The following is a 19,823-nucleotide window of genomic DNA, read 5'->3' on the forward strand; positions in this document are numbered from 1 at the left end:
CAACAAATCCATCATCTGCCATGCAAATCTCCAGATAGTCCTGGAAACCTTCTCGCACACGCAGCAAGCCTCAAAATACAGCCAATCCAATGGGGCGGAGACGGCGCTTACATCCTATGCCCGAACCGCTTGCGAGATAGGCTCCCATGCACGAGCCGAAAAAGCCGCCTCCTGCCTTAACAAACCTGTGGATGGCCTCAACCCGTTGATCACCAAGGCTTTCAAATGCGGCTGGAATATCCTGTCCTCCGCCCGGCTGGACGTAGATGTCATATTTTGAAAGCGTCTCGTCGCGAATATCGATCCGCTCCTTCGCACCGACGTAATCGACCCGATACTCAGGTCCGAGCGCCATAATCGATTGACGCATCGTTTCAGAACAATCCTCGCAACTGGCGGGCCCGCGGTAAACCGCAACCCGAATGATGCCTTCCTTTGCGTTTGAAGAAGAAACCACCCCGGTGGTGGCAGCGATAACGGTGAGTACCGCGGTCATGGTTTTGATGATCATGTCTTATCTCGCTTATCTGGCGCTGGTTGGCCGAGGGAAGAGGCACAGCTGGCAGGAACTGGAACACAGCTTATGAGGCGCGCAACGCGCCGAGGCTCAGCGTGGCTCATGGCCTGGTATTCACCATGGGGTCCTCATCCGGGCCTTGATCGTCGGGCGCAGGAGCAACGCTTGCCCCGCCCGCATCCTCATTGGACGGCCATGTATCAGATGTTGAATGATCGGGCGGCGTCCAGTCCTCACGATCCTCCCGCTTGTCCTCATGGTGTGGCGAAGTGCCGTCTGTGGCAGGATCGAAAGCGCCCCTCTCCGCAGCATCAGGGTGTTGTTCCGGCGGAGACGGAACCACAGGCGGCGGGTTTTCCTGGTCGCCAGGAGTAGCGGGATCCTGATCCTTCAGGCGGGTGTCGATCGGGACTTCAGGGCCTTGATCGGAAGCCTCTGCCGATGGAGGAACAGCGTTGTTTCTGAACTCATCAACCGGCGGAGCAGCCAGTGTCTGGTCTGTGGAAACGTCTTCCACGCTGAAGTTCACATCCTGTGGAACGGGCGCGACGGCGACATCCGACAAATCTTCCTCGGGCATCGTCTGGTAGATATTCGTCGTCTCGTTCGTGACGTTGTATATCGTTTCGTAGGTGACGTTCTGGAAGATTTCGGGGCGGCTTTCGGTCATGATCGGAGCAGAAATGATCACGGGTTCGCTGTAATAACTGTCAGCAACGCCTTGGTAATACCCGTCGTAATATCCGTCCCAGTAACTGTCGATTGACCGGTCGTTTTCAAAATCGACGATCCTTACATAATAGCCTGGATAATATTCCCTCGTGGTGAGTGAGAGAGCTGCGAAGGAGCCGGACAGGACCGTCAGTGTGAATGAAAGACGCTGGTAGTCGTATCCACTTGCAGGCGCGCGCTGCGCTATCGCAATTTCACGCCGCATCCTGATAACCTCAGTGCGAAGAGCTGCGTTGTCGGCGACCTCGTCCTCCAACTGCTGCATTCTATACGACAAGTCGGCAACTTTTCGTTTGAGCGCTTTCACATCCGATGCATTTGCATTTGCCGCAAATCCCTTATGTTTTGCGAGAACGAAACGGCTTGAATATTCCGCCCAAGCCGCATTGAAGCGCTGGAGAGCTCTCGTCGCCCCGTCGCATTTGGCTGATGACAGGGAGTAACGCGTCTGCAGATTACCGACCGCATGGGACAGCGCCTTGGTGGCCCGCGAAATGCGGGCGGGTTCACGCGATGCAATTGCCGCTTCAAGGCCCTGCACAGACCGCGTCGCCTCCGTGAGGGCAGCGAGCACCGCCACGCCACTGCGACGCCGTTTCTCGCCCTTCGCTTCGCTGAACGAAAAAGCGATTTCCCCCAGAGAGGCGCGCATGTCTCCAAGAAGGGCTGGCGCGTTCATCCGGACGGGTGAGCCGGCAACCGCTCGCACTGACGAGAGCGAAACGACGGCGGTTGCCAAGACAGCCTGCTGGACCAGGGGACTAACCGTAAGCGCCGCGAAAACCGGGAGGAGCGACACAAGTTTCATTTTGTTTTCAGGCATTTTCAAATCTCTCATACCTATTGTATGTCATCGCAGGAGCGCGCAATCCGTATATGTCCGGTCACGGCACCTTAAGGGTCCGTCCACGGACCAACCGGGCGGATTTCGTGTGGCCAGGATCGTGAGCGCAATCATCCAGAAGATGGCAACAAACACGGCGGCTGGAAGTAGGCGCAAGAACATCGGTGAACCTCACTGAACCTGACGAGCCAAAACGCGTCAGGCAGTGATATATTCGACTGGACCTGACAGCCCCTTGAAGCCGTTGTCAGCGAATTGTCATCTTCAATCGTCTAAAGGTGCTGCGACCAAGGAGGTCCATGTGAAACCCACCAAGCCAAAGCGATGCATCCGATACTCCGTCGTGCTGGCGTTGATGCTCTCCACCGTGGTCCACGCGCGCGCCTATGCTGAAGATGACACGGGTGCAGGCGCTGAAAGCGAGACCTCCTCCGAGACCGAAAGCGACGATGGCGTGGCCGAGGGCGTCTATAATGGCAGCGATGCTGCCAGTTCGATGCGCGGCTTTTCCAACGAGATCGAAGATTACGAACAGCAGGATCAAGGGGGCCCAAATGGTCTTCAGGGGCAAAATATCCTTTCGCTCGACAGCATTACGGCAAAAACCCAGGCGCTCACGGACGGCCGTATTCTGGACGCTGAGCTCAAGCCGCGCCGCAACGGCCTCAGATACGAGCTCAAAGTCCTGGAAAATGACGACCGGTTGCGACGATACTCATTCGATGCGCATAACGGCCGTCTCATCGGAGTGAAGTGAACCATGCGCGTTCTCATCGCCGAAGATGATAAACGGATCGCTCAGTCGCTCTCGATTGCGCTTGCGGCTGCCGGTTTCGTGACGGAGATATCGCTCGATGGCGAGGACGCCTGGTTTCGAGGCGAAACCGAGGCATTTGATGCCGTCATCTTAGATCTCGGCCTTCCAGGCCTCGACGGACTGACCATTCTCAAGCGATGGCGCCGCGACGGCAGGGCTGCGCCGGTTCTCATCCTGACAGCCCGTGGAGACTGGAGCGAACGGGTCGAAGGTATCGAATCCGGTGCAGATGATTATGTCGTGAAGCCTTTCAGGATGGAGGAAGTCGTGGCGCGTATCCGGGCGCTGGTGAGGCGCGCAGCCGGGTTTTCCTCGCCGAACATCACGATAGGCCGCTACACCCTGGACACGCGGCTGAAACAGGTCTCGATCGGTGGATTGCCCGTCGCACTCTCTCCCCAGGAATACCGCCTGTTAGCCTTCATGGCGCACAGGCCGGGGAAGGTCGTTTCCCAGCTGGAAATCACGGAACATCTCTATGCACAGGATGACGACCGCCTGTCCAACGCCGTCGAGGTGCTGGTCGGACGGCTTCGCCGCCGACTGGGCGCCGATATCATCATTACACGCAGAGGTTTGGGATATCTCCTGGGCGGCGATGCCGCATGAAATCAAGATCGCTGAAATCCCGCATGATCGTGGCCGGTGCGGTGTGGATTTTTTTCGCGCTCATACTTGCCGGTTCTGCAATATCCTATCTGTTCATTGAAAATGTCGAAAAGGGAGTTCGGTCCGATCTCAGCGCGACACTCTCGCGGCTCGTTGCCATCATCGACCTTGATGCGCGGCAAGATCGGCCCCGTCTGACACGACAGCTGCCCGACCCGAGATATGAAACCCCGTTTAGCGGCGTTTATTGGCAGATCACCGACATGGACAATCAAAAGGCGCTGCGCTCGCGCTCCCTGTGGGATAAAAATCTCGAGACGGAGGTGAGCACCGACGGCGAGCATTTCGCCAGTATTGACGGCCCGGCAGGCCAATCCCTGCTGGCACTGTCGTTGACGACGCGCTTCAAGGCCAGGGATATTGAACGTCACTATCAGATCGTCGTCGCACTGGACCGTTCCATCCTCGACGAAACCATTCACAAATTTGCATGGGAAATGACCGCGGCGCTCGCCGTACTCGGTGCGTCGCTCGTCCTTGCCGCCCTGTTGCAGGTTCATTTCGGCCTCCTGCCGTTCCGGCAGTTGAAGAGCGAAGTCGAGATCATCCGCAAGGGCGCCGCCACCTCGCTGGAGAGCGAATATCCGACAGAGGTGTATCCGCTTGTTGCCGAAGTGAACGAACTGTTGAAACTGCAGGAAACATCGATCGAATTTGCAAGGGCGCGCGCTTCCGATCTTGCGCACGGATTGAAGACGCCCCTCTCCGTCCTTGTGACGGTTGCCGACGACCTCAGACGCCGTGGCGAAACGTCCGCCGCGTCTGTCCTGTTCGATCTGTCCGACGAAATGAACAGTCGGGTGGACTATCAACTCAAATTGTCGAAACTCCGACAGAGAGCACGGCTGCACACATTGCGGGCTCCACTTGGATCGATCGTCAGCCGGGCCGTTGCCGTTCTCAAGAAAACCAAAGAAGGCGAGCAACTGAACTGGCAGATCGACATGGCGCAGAACATCGATGTCGATATCGATGAAAACGATCTCGTCGAACTGGTCGGCGTCGTTTTGGAAAACGCAGCAAAGTGGGCCACCTCGACGGTGCGGGTGTCAGCATCAAGGCGGAAGGACGTCGCAGAGCTGCGCGTCTTTGATGACGGTCCGGGCATCGGCCAGTCCCACCTAAAGCTCATTGGGAAACGCGGCCAGCGCTTCGATGAAAGCGTTGGCGGGTCTGGACTTGGCTTGGCGATTGCAACGGAAATTCTCGCGATAAACCACGGTTCGATCCTCTTCGAAGGCGATCAGGGCGTGGGAACCCTTGTCATCGTGAGGCTTCCGCTTGCCGTCTGATCTCGACAAACCTGCAACGACTTGATGTTCACCTGAAGGGATATTCAGCGACAAGGGAGCACTAAAATTACCGACCAGCTGACCTAGTGCCATTCAGGAGTTTATCGAGTTCAGCAGCGCGGGATCTGGATAGCCGAACTTCTTCAGCAAACAGCGGCCAGCGGTCTACGGCCGCTCGAACCTGTTCGACAACTTCCCGGCCATCCGGATCTGAAATCGAGCCCCCCCTGGAGACTGCCGAAAGGTGAGGCACGTCCTCAGGGCGTCGGACGTGACATCATGATCGTTTGTTTACTGCGTCTTTGTTTCGAGGGCCTTCACAATGGCCTCACCGAATGCCTTGGCCGAGGCTGGGTTCTGACCTGTGATGAGACGGCCGTCGACAACAACCTTGTTCTCGAAAATCGGTGCCTCTTCAAATATCGCACCAGCGTTCTTCAGCGCGCCCTCGAGCTCGAAAGGAACGATCTTGTCATAGTGGCGGGAGGCTTCTTCTTCTGCAGTGAAGCTCGTGAGTTGGCGTCCCCTGATAAGGCTTTCGCCGTTGCTCAGCTTCACATTCAAAAGGCCTGCCGGACCGTGGCAAACGGCACTGACGATGCCGTTGCCCTCGTAAATCTTGCGAATGATATCCTGAAGATCGGTATCATTGACGAAATCCCACATTGGTCCATGTCCGCCGACAAGTTGGACAGCCGCATATTGTGAGGCGTCGACCTCTGAAAGTTTGATCGAATTTGCGATCTTGTTGCGATGATCCGGATTGGTCCAGAATGCGAGTGTCGCAGGATCCTTTAGATCGAACCCGTCAAAAGGCGACAATCCGCCCTTCGGACTTGCAATGTCGAAATCGATACCGGCTTCATCGAACACTTCTACGGGGTGCGTTAGCTCGGGAAACCAATATCCGCCGACGAGTTCGGGGGTTTTCTTGTCCAGGCTGGACACGACGATCAGGATTTTTTTCTTTGCGGTTTCAGCAGTCTGCGCGAACGAGCTGGCGGGCAGCGCGACAAGGGTGGCAATGGCGACGCAGATGCCTGCGACGTGGTTAAAGAGCGACATATCCATTCCTCAAATTGTTGACACGCTCTCCATATGTCCAGCTTCGATTAAAAACATAAGTGCCACACTTCTATATGGATTGTTTAGAAAACCTTCGTTATCTGTCTGGAGCCTTATAGGGTTGCCTTCGACAATGGTCCGAATGGAAAGATCAAATGACGCGTCACGATGCATTCGACGGACTGTCGGAATTCCTGGCAATCGCCAGGCATAAAAGCATCCGCAAGGCAGCATTGGAGCTTGGCGTGACGCCAGGCGCGATCAGCCAGGCGTTGCAGCGGCTGGAACGAAGACTATCGACACCCTTGTTTCATCGTACGACCAGAAAAATGTCGCTGACAGAAGCAGGCGAAGGGCTTCTGGGGAAGATAGGCCCGGCGGCTCATCTGATCGAGGCAAGCTTTGAGGAGACGCTCCAGTCCTCAAGCGAGCCGTCCGGCACGTTGCGGCTTATCGTGGAGAGGCTTGCTATTCCGCATGTTTTGGATCCTGTCATGCCCATTTTCAGACGGTCTTGGCCGCTGGTGAATGTGGACGTGACGGTCAGCAATCAGCATCACGATTTTGTTGCCCAGGGTTATGACGCTGGCATCCTGCTCGGATCCTATATCGCCCAGGAAATGATCGCTATCAGGCTTTCACCACCGTTCAGTTGGGCCGTTTTCGGTTCTCCAGAGTATTTCAAAGCGCATGGGAAACCGAAAACACCTGGGGAGCTTACACAGCACCGATGCATTCGATTTCGACGCCCGGAAAAAGGAGACATCTACCGGTGGGAGTTTCTCGATCAGGGTCAGACCGTCCGATTGGAACCGAGTGGACCGATCACAGTGAACGATGGGGAACTTATGCGGCAATTCGCTTGCCAGGGTCTGGGCCTCATCTATTCGTCGACGTTCCACACATCCAGCGAACTCGCCCAGGGTCTGCTCGAACCCGCTTTGCTCGATTACTCTCCCGGTGGCGATGGCCTCTTTCTCTACTTCACCAAGGCCGCCCAAAGCCAGCCCAAGTTACGGGCCTTCATCGACACCTGCTCGAAGCTGCGCAAGCAGTCCAAGTCAGTGGCGTGATGTATATTCAATTCCGACCATAGATGCCTCCGGCCTGCCGCGCACTGTCAGACTTGGAAACAACATCAAGCCTCTCATTAAATCAGGTCTGCCTGCAGCAGCCTCAAGAATGTCCGGGGACGCCGGCACCTCACAAGACGTATCACGCGTCATGGCTTCAAGGCGATGCGCAACGTTGACGACGTCTCCGATGACCGTGAACCCCTTTCGTGAATAGATTAATAAAATCGAAAAGACCGATCCGAACCAGTTTGGAAAAAACTGGCAACGTCATGCAACTGAGTTGATTGCACCTATTTCGACGGAATCCGTAGCCCACCGCTCGGGAATACTGCTCTGACTACCTTTTCGTGAGCATGCCAGCGCTGCGGCGATCGATGCCCGCTGCATGGCCGCCTTGAGCGGCAAGCCGCAGTCTAATCCCGAGGCAAGCACCCCGACGAAGCAATCGCCAGCTGCTGTTGTATCCTGTACGTCGATCGACATGGCCGCGATACGAATATACTCGCCAAACGCGCAGGCTTCAGCACCATCACCACCGAGTGTACGCAGAACGCCGGTGGCGAGACGCACAGACAAGGCCGTTGCCGATGCATCGCAACCGAGCCAACCCGCTAAAGCCTCAGCTTCATCTTCATTGACGACAATCAGATCGCACAAGGACAGAACTTCTTCCGACAAAAGAAATGCCGGTGCGAGGTTGAGGATCGAGATGGCCTTTGAGGCATGCGTACGGCGGATGAGTTTTTCCACTTCGGCCACATCGTTTTCCATTTGCATGAGCACGACACCGGCCCGCTGCAACAAATCCTCCTCCACGCAATTCGAAGAAACCGCGAGGTTGGCACCAGCCGCCACCACAATCATATTCCGACCCTTGGCGTCGATATGGATCGAGGCATTGCCGGTCGGTTCTCCAAGAGAGGCGACGCGGCTGATATCCGTTGCCGTCTTCAGGTTCTGCAAGCCGATCTCGGCCAGACCATCCTGCCCGACCGCACCCACCATCACCACCTCGGCACCATCTCGGGCCGCTGCAAGCGCCTGATTGGCGCCTTTGCCACCGGCCTCCGTGCGGAAACGTTTGGCAAGCAGCGTCTGGCCCGGCTGCGGCATGTCCTCGACCTCATAAACGAAGTCGACATTGATTGAGCCGAAGGTGATGATCATGACGCGGTTTCCTTAAGCGATCTGAACGAAGTGACCTTCGCCGGCTTCTTCGTAGGTCCGCTTCGGCGGCACATAATCGGCAGCGCGGAACGGGCTCTTGATCTCGTCATTGGAGATACGGCGCGTCTGTCGGCGCGAGGGATCGGCAATCGGGACCGCCGCCATCAGCCGTTTGGTATATTCGTGCTGCGGGTTTTCAAAGACGGCCTGACGCGGGCCAATTTCGACGATCTCTCCGAGATACATCACGGCGACGCGGTGGCTGATGCGCTCGACAACCGCCATGTCGTGGCTGATGAAGAGGTAACCGAGACCGTATTTTTCCTGCAGGTCCAGCATCAGATTGATGACCTGTGCCTTCACCGAGACATCGAGCGCGGACACCGACTCGTCGGCAATCAGGAGCTTCGGCTCCAGCGCGAGGGCGCGGGCGATACAGACGCGTTGACGCTGGCCGCCGGAAAATTCGTGCGGGAAGCGGTCCGCCATCGAAGCGGAAAGGCCGACACGTTCCAGAAGGTCACCGACGCGCTGACGCGCTTGCGAAGCTGGCGCCAGACCATGGGTGACGATCGGCTCGGCAATCGCCTGGCCGACGCGGATGCGTGGATTGAGGCTTTCGAACGGGTCCTGGAAGATCATCTGCGCTTCGCGGCGGATATCGGCGAGATCGCTCTTGCCGGCCGTAAGTACATTCTTGCCGCCGATCTGCACTTCACCGGATACCGCATCGGTAAGCCGAATGATCGAGCGGCCGGTGGTAGATTTACCGCAACCGGATTCGCCGACCAACGACAGGGTTTCCCCCTGACGCAGTTCCAGCGATACGCCTTCGACCGCGTGGATGCGGCCGATGGTTTTGCGCAGGAAGCCCTTCCTGATCGGAAAGCGCGTAATCAGGTTGTCGACCTTGAGGATCGGTGGGTGATTGCGCTTGACCGTATCCTCGGTCGGCTTGACCGGCTGGATTTCCCCGGTTGCCATGTCCACCTGCGGAAACCGCAACGGACGATCCTTGCCGGTCATCGAGCCAAGCTGTGGTACTGCCGACAACAGCGCGCGGGTATAGGGATGTTTGGCGCCGGCAAAGAGATCATGCGTCGTGCCGGTCTCAACCTGTTCGCCACGATACATCACCACCGTACGGTCGGATATTTCCGCAACAACGCCCATGTCATGGGTGATGAAGAGCACGGACATGCCTTCCTCTTCCTGCAGTGTCTTGATGAGTTCGAGGATCTGCGCCTGGATGGTCACATCGAGCGCCGTCGTCGGTTCGTCGGCGATCAGCAGCTTGGGGTCACAGGCAAGTGCAATCGCGATAACGACACGCTGGCGCATGCCGCCCGAAAAATTCATCGGGTATTCGTTAAGGCGCGACTTTGCCGAGGGAATGCGGACCTTTTCCAGAAGCCGCACCGCTTCCGCCTGAGCTTCGGTTTCCGTCATGCCGCGGTGTTGGCGCAGGACTTCGGTGATCTGCGCACCGATCCTCAGCACCGGGTTGAGCGAAGTCATCGGCTCCTGAAAGATCATGCCAATGCGATTGCCGCGGATTTTCTGCATGTCTTCAAGCGGGATCGACAGAAGGTCCTTGCCCTCGAACTCGATCTTTCCGGCCACGCGCGAATTGCCCGGCGACAGAAGCCGCATGATCGACATCGCCGTGACGCTCTTGCCCGAACCGGATTCACCGACAACGGCGACGGTTTCCTTCGGCGCGATATCGAAGCTGACATCATGCACGACATTGCGCCACTCGCCACCGACGCGGAAGGCCGTGTTGAGATTGGAAATCGAAAGAATTGGATTGGTCATGATCTTAGCCCTCACGACGCGGATTGAGGATGTCGCGCAGGGAATCGCCGATCAGGTTGATCGCGACGATGAGCAACAGAAGGGCGATGCCCGGGAATAGGCTGATCCAGTAGTCACCGGAAAGCAGGTATTCGAAGCCGTTCGAGATCAGCAGACCAAGGGACGGTTCCGTCACCGGCAGGCCGATGCCGAGGAAGGAAAGCGTTGCTTCCAGCATGATGGCATAAGCGACGCGCATGGTGGCGACGACGATCAGCGGCGGCAGGCAGTTCGGCAGGATGTGCCGGAAAAGGATGTTGCGGTCCGGCAGCGCCATCGAGCGGGCGGCATCGACATAAGCGCGTTTGCGCTCGACCAGCGCCGAACCGCGGATCGTGCGGGCATAATAAGCCCATTGCGTCACCACCAGCGCCAGAATGATCTTGTCGACGCCCTGGCCAAGAATGGCGAGGAAAATCAGCGCAATCAGGATTGCGGGGAAGCTCAGCTGGATATCGACGATACGCATCAGCACCGAGTCCAGCCGGCCGCCGACATAAGCGCTGGTGAGACCGATCGATGCGCCGATGACGAGCGCGATCGCCGCACTGGAGAGGCCGACGAGGATACTGGTGCGCAGGCCATAGAGAATGGCGCTGAACAGGTCGCGGCCCTGCGTGTCGGTGCCAATCAGATAGGTCATGCCCGACATGCTTTCCGAACCCGGTGGCAGGCGACCGTCGAGAATGTCGAGTTGAGCCAGATCATACGGATTTTGCGGCGCGATGACCGGTGCGAAGATGGCAGCCACGATAAAGATCGTCACCAGTATGATGCCGACGAGCGCGAGCTTGTCGTGCAGCAGCGCATGGACGACTTCCCGTGCGGGGGAACGCGAGGTGGATTTCGCGCCGCTGTTTGCGGCGGCATGAACCGAAACGGTCGAGCTGTTGTTGTCGGTCATCACGAATTCCCCTCAAGGCGAACGCGGGGGTCGACGATGGAGTACAGAATGTCGACCAGAAGATTGATGATGCTGAACATCACCACGGTGATCATCAGGTAGGCGAGGATGACGGGACGGTCGAGAACGCCGATAGCGTCGATGATCAGCTTGCCCATGCCTGGCCAGGCAAAGATCGTTTCCGTCACGACTGCAAAAGCGATCAGCGAGCCAAGCTCCAGACCGATGACGGTGATCAACGGGATCAGTGTGTTCTTCAGTACGTGTACGGTGACGATACGGCGTTCCGGCAGACCCTTGGCGCGGGCGAAACGAACGAAATCGAGTTGCATGGTTTCCATCACACCGGCGCGTGTAAGACGGATGACCAGCGAAATCTTGAACAGCGCCAGGTTGAATGCCGGTAACAGAAGATGCGCCAAACCATCGAACGTGAAGAGGCTGAGTGGTACGCCAAGGACGTTGACAGTCTCACCGCGACCCGATGCCGGCAACCAGCCCAAATAGACACTGAACAGCATGATCATGACGAGCCCGATCCAGAAGGTCGGCAAACTGAAACCGAGGATCGAAAAGGTCATGATCGACTTGGAAATAAAGCCCTTCGGCTTGAGGCCGGCATAAACGCCGAGCGGAATGCCGACAACAAGCGCCATGAACAGCGCGACGAAGGCAAGTTCCAGCGTTGCCGGCATGCGGTTCAAAATCAGGGTTAGCGCCGGCTGATTGAACACAAAGGAATTGCCGAGATCGCCGGAAAGCGCACGCGTGAGGAACAGCCAGTATTGTTCCCAAACCGACTTGTCGAGGCCGAAGGACTGGATGACCTGCAGGCGTTCCGCCGGCGTCGCGGTGGGGCTCAGCAGAACGTCAACCGGATTGCCGACGAGATAGAGGCCGACAAAGACCAGAACCGACATGACAAAAAGCGTGAGCACGGTTTGTAGCGACCGGCTTAGAAGATATCCGCTCATGAGCTTGAGCCTCCCAGATTTTTTTTAGCGAGCGCTGCACCGCCATGGCGGGCGATGCGCTCGATCAGTAATTCGATGAAACCGGCCTCGTCGACATCGGTAACGACGGTGGTGTTCGCCGCCCGGTCCATTTTCTTGTAAAAATCAGCGTAGGTGTACCCCATCGTGAGACCGGTGACCTCAACGCCGACAAAAGCCTCGCGGCTGGTGAACAATTCGGGTCGGATCAGCCATGCGATCGTCGTTGCATCATGGATCGGTCCACCCGGTCGACCGAAACGTTTGACGTCGCTGCGGTCGAAAGTTGAGAAAAGATTGAAAAGGGCATCGCCCGCTTCGCCGCCGGCACGGAACCGTTCAAAATGTTTGGCGGTAAACAGCGCCTGGAAGGTCATGTCGAGCGGCATCAGCACAATCGGAACGCCGGACTGGAAGACGATTTCGGCGGCGTGCGGATCGGCATAGACGTTGAATTCGGCCCATGGCGTGCGATGGCCAAGTGCGGTGAAAGCTCCGCCCATAGAAACAATCCGGCGGATGCCGCGGGCAACGTCCGGATGCTGGATCAACGCCAGCGCCACATTCGTCATCGGCCCGATAGCGCAGATGGTGACCGGCTCACCTGCCGCTGCCGCCGCCCGCGCCGTGCGGACGATGAAACGCACGGCGTTTTCTTCCGCCGCAACGATATCCCCGGCCTTGACCAGCGTATCGTCGAAAGCGCCGATGCGAGCGTATTTCCCATAGACCTGTTCGCGCACCAGCGGACCGCTGGCACCGGCATAAACCGGCACATCACGCCGTCCGCTCAGGCCAACCAGCTTGCACGCATTGGTGACCGTATCGCGAAGCGGCACATTGCCGGCGACAATGGATAGTCCCAGAACCTCGATTTCCGGCGAGGCAAGCGCCATCAGAATGGCGGCGGCATCGTCCACGCCAGGATCCGCATCTATGATGACCTTGTGAGGTTTCATGCGACGACCTTTTCGGCATAACGCGACAGGCGCTCGAGGAAGAAAGCGATCACGCCTTCCGCATCGACCCTGGTGACGATGTCGGCATTCGGCTCCAGACCGCTCTTGCCATACCAGTCGGCAATCGTCTGGCCCATGCAGAGTTCGCTTTCATATTCGACGAACACACGTGCTTTCTGGGTTTCAAACAGATGCGGCGCAAGAATATAGGCCATGACCAGCGGATCATGCAGCGGACCGCCACGCGAGCCATAACGGGGTACGTCGTTACGATCCCAGAACGCCATCAGTTCGGCAAGCGTCTGGGAAATGCGACCGCTGACGCGGGAAAACTCAGTGACATGTTCCGGCTTCAGCATGACCTGATGGGTAGCATCGAGTGCCAGCGCGACAATCGGGATGCCGCTGGAAAACACCACATGCACGGCATGAGGATCGGCCAGAACATTATATTCTGAGGTCATCGTGCGGTTGCCGGGTTCGCGATAGGCGCCGCCCATCATCACGATACGCTCGATACCTCCAGCGATCTGCGGTTTCATACGCAGCGCGACGGCAATATTGGTCATCGGACCCAGGCAGCAGAGCGTGATACGCTCGCCCTGTTCGGCGGCCTTGCCCAGCGCGTCGATCAGGAAATCGACGGCGGAAGTCTCTTCCGCCTTCTTCACCGGTTCCGGCAATACGGTGTTGCCGAGTCCGGTCTTGCCATGAAACTGACCATGGATCGGCTCACGCAGCATCGGCCGGAAGCAGCCGGCATAGACCGGGATGTCGGCACGATTGCCGAGTTCGCAGACCTGCAGCGCATTGCGCACCGTGCGCTCCAGCGGCTGGTTGCCACAGACCGGCGTGATACCCAGAATCTTAAGTTCCGGCGACACGAATGCGGTCAACAGGGCAATCGTGTCATCGATACCCGGATCACAATCGACGATGATCGAAATCGGCTTCATTCTCAATGCCTTCAATGTGTGGGATCAGAAAACTCAGAGCGCGCCGACATCGCGCAGCACACTGGCGATTTCCGCTCGCGCGGCTTCGCCGAGCGGCATTTGCGGATGTATCGGCGCACCGACGGCAAAACCCTGCAGATCGAGCGCCGTCTTGATGCAGGCGGCGATCGAATATTTCGCGAAAATCTCGTTGACCTTCCACATCGGCCGCTGAAGGTCCATCGCACGCGTCCAGTCGCCGGCCTTGGCCACCTCATAAAGCGCAATGCTCTGCTTGGGCACGATGCAGGCCGGACCGGCCATCCAGCCCACACCGCCAATCATCATCACGCAGACCGGGATGTGCGCGGAGGCTGCAAATACTTCCATCCGGCCGCGGGTCCGCTCGATGATGGAGAGCAGGCGCCCCGTATTGGTCGAGGCGTCCTTGATGTAGCGGATATTATCGACCCGGCTCAGTCGCTCGATAACCGGCAACGAAAGATCGGAACGCTGGAACTGCGGATTGGTATAGAGCACCACCGGACGGCCCTTGGCCGCCCCGGCGATCGCAGTGAAATAGGCTTCCACACCCTCGTCGCTGACCGGAAAGTACGCTTCGAGGATCGCCAGAATGCCATCCGCACCGGCCGCGACCATATATTCCGTCTGGGCAACGGCGTCGGCAGTGGAAGTCGACGCCACGCCGGCGACAACGGGAACCCGGCCGCGATTGGCCGAGATCACGGTATCGACAACGCGGCGTCTTTGCTCCTGGGAGAGATAGGCAAATTCACCCGTGCTGCCGAGGGGCGTCAGACCATGCACGCCCGCGTCGACCAGGTGGTCCACCAGATCCGTCAGCACACCTTGCATCACCTCACCGCGGCTATCGACCGGGGAAACGAGATAGGGAAATACACCGCTGAAAGACATGGTGGACCGCTCCTTTTCTTCAATCAGTTCGGCTTCACGTAGTAGGGAAGCGTGTAACCGTCGGAACGACCTGCATAGTTGATATCGCTCTTCACCGCCCAGGTGTTGGCGAGATAGAAAACCGGAATGACACCGAGATCCGTCATCGCGATTTCCGTGGCCTTCTTCAGAAGTTCCTCGCGCCTGGCGTCGTCGAGCGTCGAGCGGGCTTCGTTCAGGGCCTTGTCGAATTCCGGGTTGGAATAACGACCGCGATTGCCCTGACCGGCCTTTTCGCCGTAGGTCTCGAGGATCGGTCCAAGAACGCCGGAAGCCTCACCGGTTTCGACGGCGGCACCGCCCATGATGAACGAAAACTCGAGGTTCGAGGCACGGGTAAAATAGACGCTGCCCGGCAGGGTGGCGACTTCGGTCTTCACGCCGACGCGGCTGAAGAACTGGCCGATGGCCTGCGCAACCTTGCTATCGTTCGGATAACGGTCATTCGATGCATGGAAGGTCAACTGGAAACCGTCGGGATAACCGGCCTTCGCCAACAGTTCCTTGGCCTTGGTCGGGTCATAGGCATCGACCTTGATGGCGGGATCATAACCGAAATAACCTTCCGGCACGACCTGGCCGGCCGGCACACCCTGCCCGTCCATGATGCGGTCGACCAGCGCTTCGCGGTTGATCGACAGAGATAGAGCGCGGCGCACTTCCGGTTTCAGGAGCGGGTTCTTGCCATCCGGACCCTTGGCGAAAGGCGATTCTTCACGGGCTTGGTCCATGTGCAGATACATGATGCGGTTGCCGGCAATATTGACGACTTTCAGCTTGTCGGATGCCTCAAGCCGGCGGGTATCGGCCGTCGGGATGCTTTCGATCATGTCGACATCGCCCGAAAGCATGGCGGCAACGCGCGCGCTCGGGTTCTTGAAGACCCGGAAGGTTACCTTGTCCCAGGCAGCTTTTTCGCCCCAATAGGCATCATTGCGTGCAACAACGACATTGTCGTCCGGCGACCAGGAAACGAATTTAAACGGGCCGGTGCCGACAACACCCTTGCCGGTGTTCATTTCGCCCGTCGTAACCTTTTCCATTTCGGCCGGAAGCATCGCGATACGGCTGAGGTTGTTGAGCAGAAGCGGCGTTGGACCGGCAGTCTTGATACGGACCGTCAGCGGATCGACGGCTTCGACCTCGGTGATAGCCTTCACGTAAGCGGCAAATGAGCTTGGGCTGTTGGTCGAGGCAAGTGGAATGCGCTTGATGCTGGCGACCACGTCTTCAGCGGTGAAATCGCTGCCGTCGTGGAATTTCACGCCTTCGCGCAGCTTGAATTCCCAGGTCTTGTCATCGACGATTTTCCAGGAAACGGCGAGCGCCGGCTGGATCTGCTGCTTGTCGTCCTGGTTGACGAGGCCATCGAAAATGTTGCGTGCCATCGCACTGTTCGGGCCGACGACATAAAATTGCGGGTCCATGGACGTCGTTGAGGCAGAAAGACCAACGGTCAGATCCCGCGCCTCGCTCGCGAACGGCATGGCGAAAACAGACGCTGCCAATGCGGCTGCGAAAACAGAAAACTTCATGACGGGGACTCCTCCAGGTTGTCCGGCCCGCGCTCCCTGCGGGCAAAAGAAGAATTAACGTTTTACCTGGCAAAAGAAAAATTGCATTTTGTACTTAAGCCATGCCGCAATGTTATGGAAGGAAACCAGGTGAGACTGAAACCAAGGCAGGTCGAAGCGTTTCGAGCCGTGATGATGACCGGTGGCATTACTGCAGCGGCCGAAGCCCTGAACGTCACCCAGCCGGCCGTTAGTCGTCTTATCCGCGATCTTGAGGATATCGTGCAGATGCGGTTGTTTGAACGGATCGGCGCCAGGCTGGTTCCAACCACAGAAGCCACGCAGTTTTACCGGGAGGTCGAACGACTGTATCTCGGCCTCGACCAGATCGCCCAGGCGGCCGATGACATACGAGCACACAAGAACACCGTCTTGCGGATCGGTAGTGTCACGTCATTGGTAAGGCCTTATCTTCACAAGGCAATTGTCGAGGTGATTGGTGACCGGCTGGACATTCCGCTTGTCATCGACGTCGAAAACAGCCGCCACATCTGGGATATGGTCGATCAGAACCGCTACGATCTCGGTCTGGTTTTCGGTTCTCCCAGAATGGCCGACAAGAACGCCACGCCTCTATACAGTTCCTATGCCGTCGCCGCAATGACGGCAGATCACCGTCTGGCATCCCGCCGGGTCGTCACACCTGGTGACCTTCTCGATGAACGAGTGCTCATTCCTGGCCGCAATTCTCCACTCAGGCTAGCACTTGACCGCGCTTTCTCAATCGAAGAGCACCAACCGACAAGCACGATGGAAACGTCAATGCTGAACTGCTGCCACTTTGCGTCGGCCGGCATGGGCGTCGGCATCGTGGATCATACCAGCTTGCGCTCTGCCGATGCCGAAGTGGTGGCGATACCATTCGAACCAAAGATCGAAGTGTCCTATTACGCGATACGGCCAACTGGTGCGCAAAGAATTGCTGTCCTTGATGAGTTGATTAAGCGCATACGCCAAATGATGAGAGCCGAGGAAGGTCCTGATCACACCTAACATTACGGGCTCTTGCATGGGTTCGGACTATCAACGCCTATCTGCCTTGAAATAAGCAGCCACCTCGCCGCTGTATTGACGAGATTGGAAAGGAAGACTTACCGCAGGGATCGACATCTGATTTGGCTATACCCCCAAATTCCGGCTGCAATCTCTGCGTTCAGGTCTGCCCACCAATGTCTTCGGGGGCGATGCCGGAAGGCCCGCTCTTCATCCTGCAGCAGGATTCGTGCCAGACATATTTTATGTGCGAGGGCTATTGCCGGGTCGATGTCCCAGTCATCCATCCTGTTTCATGAAACCTATTGGCAAGCCGCACGGGATGATCTTGATTCCTATGACGAGGTCTTGAAGACGTTTCAGGAAAAACAGGGTCTTCCGCAAAACAGCTGGACGGCACCCATTTCCCAGCGTGTGGAGAACGCCACGGCGCTCAAGGGCCGCGCGGACTGAGCCAGACATTGCGCCGTCTCGGTTTCGGCATCAAATAAACGCCTGCCCCTGCCGGCATCGAACACAGACGCGTCCCTGGCTCTGCGATAACCGACCACCTGCCAGGGGCAGCGCATTCTCTCCCGAAATCACCGATTTCGGGAACTGATTTTCTACAAAATTAGTAGATATAGAATGACCGGTCTTCCTTTATACCGCTTGAAGGCCTTACGATCCGTTCCAGACTGCTTCTGAACCGCATCCTGCCACCGTCCTCAATCGCCGCCCGCACAGACCGCCGAATAAATCAATAACCGAAATCCTCCGGAAAATCCGGAGCGTAAAAGACAGGACGAAAAACGACAGATGCCACGTTACGTTATCATTGGCGCCGGCGCGGTGGGCGCGAGCCTTGCAGCGCAGTTCGCACTTTCCGGCATTGACTATGCGCTTTTCGGACGGGGTGCCCAGATCAGCCATATCAGGCAGCATGGCCTCACCTTCCAGCGCCCCGCAGAGACGCGGCAGATCGATCTGGAGGTCTTCGACCTGGCGGATCTTCTGGAATTGACGCCGGACGATATCCTTCTGCTTACGGTGAAAGCACAGGATGCCGTAAGCGCGCTCGCCTTCTGGTCCTGGCAAAGCGTCTCGAACACGACGACACCGGCAGCGGCAAACCTGCCTGTCGTGACTTTTCAAAATGGACTGGCGACCGAAGCGAATGCCCTGAGAACATTTGCCCGGGTCTATGGTGCAAGCATTCTGACACCGGCGCGGTTTACCGAAACCGGCAAGGTGGTGGTGGGCGGCGAGCCGCAATTGGGCATCGTGACAGTCGGTCGCTTTCCGCTCGGACAGGATGACGTGACCGCGCAGGTCACGGCGGACCTGAACAGGGCTGGATATCTTGCCGAGGCAAGCGACGATATCCGCCGATGGAAAGCAACAAAGCTCCTTCACAACGTTCGAAATGCACTGGAACTTTTCGAGGGTCCGGGCGATCTGAACGACAGGATCAGCGCGGCTCTGGTGGATGAGGCCCGCCATGTGCTGGAAGCGGCAGGCTACACCTTTGCCTCACCCTCCGAGCGAACCGTCGACATCTCGAACTGGCGGGTTGCGCCCAACAGCGGGATTCATCCGGGCCAGCAATCGACATGGCAGAGTTTCAGGCGCGGCGCCTCGAGCGAAGTGGATTTCCTCAACGGCGAAATCGTTCTGCTGGGCCGGGTTCATGGCGTTCCGACGCCTTTTAACGAGGCCGTTCAAACGCTAGCCGGAAAGCTGGCACATCAGGGCGGATTTTCAAAGCCGCTGCCGCTCGATGCGATCACATCTCTCATCGCCGTCCCGGACCCGGCGGCACATACCAGTCCTGCCGTCCCTTCATGACTGGCAATCCGTATCAGTGCGACTTTTGAAACGACAGTGTGAAACGATAATGCGAGAAGCCATATCAGACCATATCCTCACCGCCGCTGGCACGCTCTTCTACCGAGAAGGCATCCGGGCTGTCGGCATAGATCGGATCATCGAAGAAGCAAATGTTGCGAAGGCGACGCTTTATCGGCATTTCCCGTCAAAGGATCATCTCGTTGCGGCCTATCTGCAGGCGCGGCACGAGCGAGTGATATACTCGCTTCAGAAGGTACTGGAGGAGGACATGGCTCCGAAGGAGCAGATCCGGTTGATCTTCGAGCAGCTCCACGAAAAGGCTGATAGCCCGGATTTTCGCGGCTGTGCCTTTGCTCTTGCGGTTGCGGAACATGGCGAGTCCGAGCGCGTCGTGTTTGTAGCGCGTGCCCATAAGGCAAAGGTCAGGGACGTGTTTGCCGCTGTTCTGGCAAGAGCCGGCAGCACGGTGGAAATTGCCGCTGCCCATCTGTCACTTCTCTACGAAGGAGCCTTGGCGACCGTTGCCGTCGGACGCGATCCCACGGCGGTCCTGATTGCGCGAGACTGTGCTCTCTCCGTTTTCGACACGGCCGCCGCCTCCACCAATCAACCCAACTGAAAGCAG

The 19,823-nt window shown here is 57.7% G+C and carries 19 protein-coding genes; 8 read left to right on the forward strand and 11 right to left on the reverse strand.

The window, feature by feature from the left end:
* Positions 1 to 70 precede the first annotated feature (70 nt).
* On the reverse strand, positions 71 to 511 hold the full coding sequence (locus EXN68_RS22920; RefSeq protein WP_237681457.1) for a BPL-N domain-containing protein: 441 nt from the start codon (positions 509 to 511) through the stop codon (positions 71 to 73).
* 106 nt (positions 512 to 617) lie between these two features.
* Positions 618 to 2,072 carry a hypothetical protein gene (locus EXN68_RS22925; RefSeq protein WP_237681458.1) on the reverse strand — a complete coding sequence of 485 codons (1,455 nt, stop codon included), beginning with the start codon at positions 2,070 to 2,072 and terminating at the stop codon, positions 618 to 620.
* A gap of 364 nt (positions 2,073 to 2,436) precedes the next feature.
* Here EXN68_RS22925 and EXN68_RS22930 point away from each other — a divergent pair, with 364 nt between their 5' ends.
* The 3 genes from EXN68_RS22930 to EXN68_RS22940 are packed head-to-tail and all read left to right on the forward strand — an operon-like array spanning position 2,437 to position 4,871.
* Positions 2,437 to 2,850: a PepSY domain-containing protein gene (locus EXN68_RS22930; RefSeq protein WP_161991462.1), complete on the forward strand. Its 414-nt coding sequence runs from the start codon at positions 2,437 to 2,439 to the stop codon at positions 2,848 to 2,850.
* A 3-nt stretch (positions 2,851 to 2,853) separates the two neighbouring features.
* Positions 2,854 to 3,519 carry a response regulator transcription factor gene (locus EXN68_RS22935; RefSeq protein WP_142843027.1) on the forward strand — a complete coding sequence of 222 codons (666 nt, stop codon included), beginning with the start codon at positions 2,854 to 2,856 and terminating at the stop codon, positions 3,517 to 3,519.
* Entirely contained in the window at positions 3,516 to 4,871 is a 1,356-nt protein-coding gene (locus tag EXN68_RS22940) for a sensor histidine kinase (protein ID WP_142843028.1), read from the forward strand. The genes EXN68_RS22935 and EXN68_RS22940 overlap by 4 nt, the downstream gene beginning before the upstream one ends.
* A gap of 291 nt (positions 4,872 to 5,162) precedes the next feature.
* Here EXN68_RS22940 and EXN68_RS22950 read toward each other — a convergent pair whose 3' ends face one another.
* Positions 5,163 to 5,936, reverse strand: a complete 774-nt coding sequence (locus tag EXN68_RS22950) for a type 1 glutamine amidotransferase domain-containing protein (RefSeq protein ID WP_142843029.1) — start codon at positions 5,934 to 5,936, stop codon at positions 5,163 to 5,165.
* Between the two features lie 155 nt (positions 5,937 to 6,091).
* On the opposite strand from EXN68_RS22950, the gene EXN68_RS22955 reads away from it, so the two are divergent.
* Complete coding sequence (locus EXN68_RS22955; RefSeq protein ID WP_142843030.1) at positions 6,092 to 7,009, forward strand: LysR family transcriptional regulator; 918 nt, start codon at positions 6,092 to 6,094, stop codon at positions 7,007 to 7,009.
* A 270-nt stretch (positions 7,010 to 7,279) separates the two neighbouring features.
* Here the strand turns inward: EXN68_RS22955 and EXN68_RS22960 are convergent, their stop codons facing one another.
* The 8 genes from EXN68_RS22960 to EXN68_RS22995 are packed head-to-tail and all read right to left on the reverse strand — an operon-like array spanning position 7,280 to position 16,336.
* Positions 7,280 to 8,179 carry a ribokinase gene (locus EXN68_RS22960; protein ID WP_142843032.1) on the reverse strand — a complete coding sequence of 300 codons (900 nt, stop codon included), beginning with the start codon at positions 8,177 to 8,179 and terminating at the stop codon, positions 7,280 to 7,282.
* A 12-nt stretch (positions 8,180 to 8,191) separates the two neighbouring features.
* Positions 8,192 to 9,997: an ABC transporter ATP-binding protein gene (locus EXN68_RS22965; RefSeq protein ID WP_142843034.1), complete on the reverse strand. Its 1,806-nt coding sequence runs from the start codon at positions 9,995 to 9,997 to the stop codon at positions 8,192 to 8,194.
* Between the two features lie 4 nt (positions 9,998 to 10,001).
* Positions 10,002 to 10,940 (reverse strand): ABC transporter permease, encoded by a 939-nt coding sequence (locus tag EXN68_RS22970; RefSeq protein WP_035264986.1) that lies wholly within the window; start codon positions 10,938 to 10,940, stop codon positions 10,002 to 10,004.
* Positions 10,940 to 11,914 (reverse strand): ABC transporter permease, encoded by a 975-nt coding sequence (locus tag EXN68_RS22975; protein ID WP_142843036.1) that lies wholly within the window; start codon positions 11,912 to 11,914, stop codon positions 10,940 to 10,942. The genes EXN68_RS22970 and EXN68_RS22975 overlap by 1 nt, the downstream gene beginning before the upstream one ends.
* Positions 11,911 to 12,891: a nucleoside hydrolase gene (locus EXN68_RS22980; protein WP_003519718.1), complete on the reverse strand. Its 981-nt coding sequence runs from the start codon at positions 12,889 to 12,891 to the stop codon at positions 11,911 to 11,913. The genes EXN68_RS22975 and EXN68_RS22980 overlap by 4 nt, the downstream gene beginning before the upstream one ends.
* On the reverse strand, positions 12,888 to 13,847 hold the full coding sequence (locus EXN68_RS22985) for a nucleoside hydrolase (RefSeq protein ID WP_080819665.1): 960 nt from the start codon (positions 13,845 to 13,847) through the stop codon (positions 12,888 to 12,890). Before EXN68_RS22985 ends, EXN68_RS22980 begins: the two co-directional genes overlap by 4 nt.
* A 33-nt stretch (positions 13,848 to 13,880) precedes the next feature.
* On the reverse strand, positions 13,881 to 14,762 hold the full coding sequence (locus tag EXN68_RS22990) for a dihydrodipicolinate synthase family protein (RefSeq protein ID WP_142843038.1): 882 nt from the start codon (positions 14,760 to 14,762) through the stop codon (positions 13,881 to 13,883).
* A gap of 23 nt (positions 14,763 to 14,785) precedes the next feature.
* The gene (locus tag EXN68_RS22995; protein WP_142843040.1) at positions 14,786 to 16,336 is read right to left on the reverse strand and encodes an ABC transporter substrate-binding protein; all 1,551 of its coding nucleotides are present in this window, start codon (positions 16,334 to 16,336) and stop codon (positions 14,786 to 14,788) included.
* A gap of 129 nt (positions 16,337 to 16,465) precedes the next feature.
* Here EXN68_RS22995 and EXN68_RS23000 point away from each other — a divergent pair, with 129 nt between their 5' ends.
* The 4 genes from EXN68_RS23000 (at position 16,466) to EXN68_RS23015 (ending at position 19,817) form a co-directional block, all read left to right on the forward strand.
* Positions 16,466 to 17,368: a LysR family transcriptional regulator gene (locus EXN68_RS23000; RefSeq protein WP_142843238.1), complete on the forward strand. Its 903-nt coding sequence runs from the start codon at positions 16,466 to 16,468 to the stop codon at positions 17,366 to 17,368.
* Between the two features lie 270 nt (positions 17,369 to 17,638).
* Positions 17,639 to 17,821, forward strand: coding sequence for a hypothetical protein (locus EXN68_RS23005; RefSeq protein WP_237681460.1), 183 nt, complete (start codon positions 17,639 to 17,641; stop codon positions 17,819 to 17,821).
* Between the two features lie 345 nt (positions 17,822 to 18,166).
* Positions 18,167 to 19,195: a ketopantoate reductase family protein gene (locus EXN68_RS23010; protein WP_142843042.1), complete on the forward strand. Its 1,029-nt coding sequence runs from the start codon at positions 18,167 to 18,169 to the stop codon at positions 19,193 to 19,195.
* 49 nt (positions 19,196 to 19,244) lie between these two features.
* A complete protein-coding gene (locus EXN68_RS23015) occupies positions 19,245 to 19,817 on the forward strand; it encodes a TetR/AcrR family transcriptional regulator (RefSeq protein WP_142843044.1) in 573 nt (190 codons plus the stop codon).
* Positions 19,818 to 19,823: the final 6 nt, after the last annotated feature.

The organism is Martinezella rhizogenes, assembly GCF_007002745.1.
Classification (GTDB): Bacteria; Pseudomonadota; Alphaproteobacteria; order Rhizobiales; family Rhizobiaceae; genus Agrobacterium; species Agrobacterium cucumeris.

Bases quoted from the DNA above. Each gene is read 5' to 3' on its own strand.
- EXN68_RS22920 (WP_237681457.1), bottom strand. From the start codon at position 511: ATGATCATCAAAACCATGACCGCGGTACTCACCGTTATCGCTGCCACC.
- EXN68_RS22925 (WP_237681458.1), bottom strand. From the start codon at position 2,072: ATGCCTGAAAACAAAATGAAACTTGTGTCGCTCCTCCCGGTTTTCGCG.
- EXN68_RS22935 (WP_142843027.1), top strand. From the start codon at position 2,854: ATGCGCGTTCTCATCGCCGAAGATGATAAACGGATCGCTCAGTCGCTC.
- EXN68_RS22940 (WP_142843028.1), top strand. From the start codon at position 3,516: ATGAAATCAAGATCGCTGAAATCCCGCATGATCGTGGCCGGTGCGGTG.
- EXN68_RS22950 (WP_142843029.1), bottom strand. From the start codon at position 5,936: ATGTCGCTCTTTAACCACGTCGCAGGCATCTGCGTCGCCATTGCCACC.
- EXN68_RS22955 (WP_142843030.1), top strand. From the start codon at position 6,092: ATGACGCGTCACGATGCATTCGACGGACTGTCGGAATTCCTGGCAATC.
- EXN68_RS22960 (WP_142843032.1), bottom strand. From the start codon at position 8,179: ATGATCATCACCTTCGGCTCAATCAATGTCGACTTCGTTTATGAGGTC.
- EXN68_RS22965 (WP_142843034.1), bottom strand. From the start codon at position 9,997: ATGACCAATCCAATTCTTTCGATTTCCAATCTCAACACGGCCTTCCGC.
- EXN68_RS22970 (WP_035264986.1), bottom strand. From the start codon at position 10,940: ATGACCGACAACAACAGCTCGACCGTTTCGGTTCATGCCGCCGCAAAC.
- EXN68_RS22975 (WP_142843036.1), bottom strand. From the start codon at position 11,914: ATGAGCGGATATCTTCTAAGCCGGTCGCTACAAACCGTGCTCACGCTT.
- EXN68_RS22980 (WP_003519718.1), bottom strand. From the start codon at position 12,891: ATGAAACCTCACAAGGTCATCATAGATGCGGATCCTGGCGTGGACGAT.
- EXN68_RS22985 (WP_080819665.1), bottom strand. From the start codon at position 13,847: ATGAAGCCGATTTCGATCATCGTCGATTGTGATCCGGGTATCGATGAC.
- EXN68_RS22990 (WP_142843038.1), bottom strand. From the start codon at position 14,762: ATGTCTTTCAGCGGTGTATTTCCCTATCTCGTTTCCCCGGTCGATAGC.
- EXN68_RS22995 (WP_142843040.1), bottom strand. From the start codon at position 16,336: ATGAAGTTTTCTGTTTTCGCAGCCGCATTGGCAGCGTCTGTTTTCGCC.
- EXN68_RS23005 (WP_237681460.1), top strand. From the start codon at position 17,639: ATGTCCCAGTCATCCATCCTGTTTCATGAAACCTATTGGCAAGCCGCA.
- EXN68_RS23010 (WP_142843042.1), top strand. From the start codon at position 18,167: ATGCCACGTTACGTTATCATTGGCGCCGGCGCGGTGGGCGCGAGCCTT.
- EXN68_RS23015 (WP_142843044.1), top strand. From the start codon at position 19,245: ATGCGAGAAGCCATATCAGACCATATCCTCACCGCCGCTGGCACGCTC.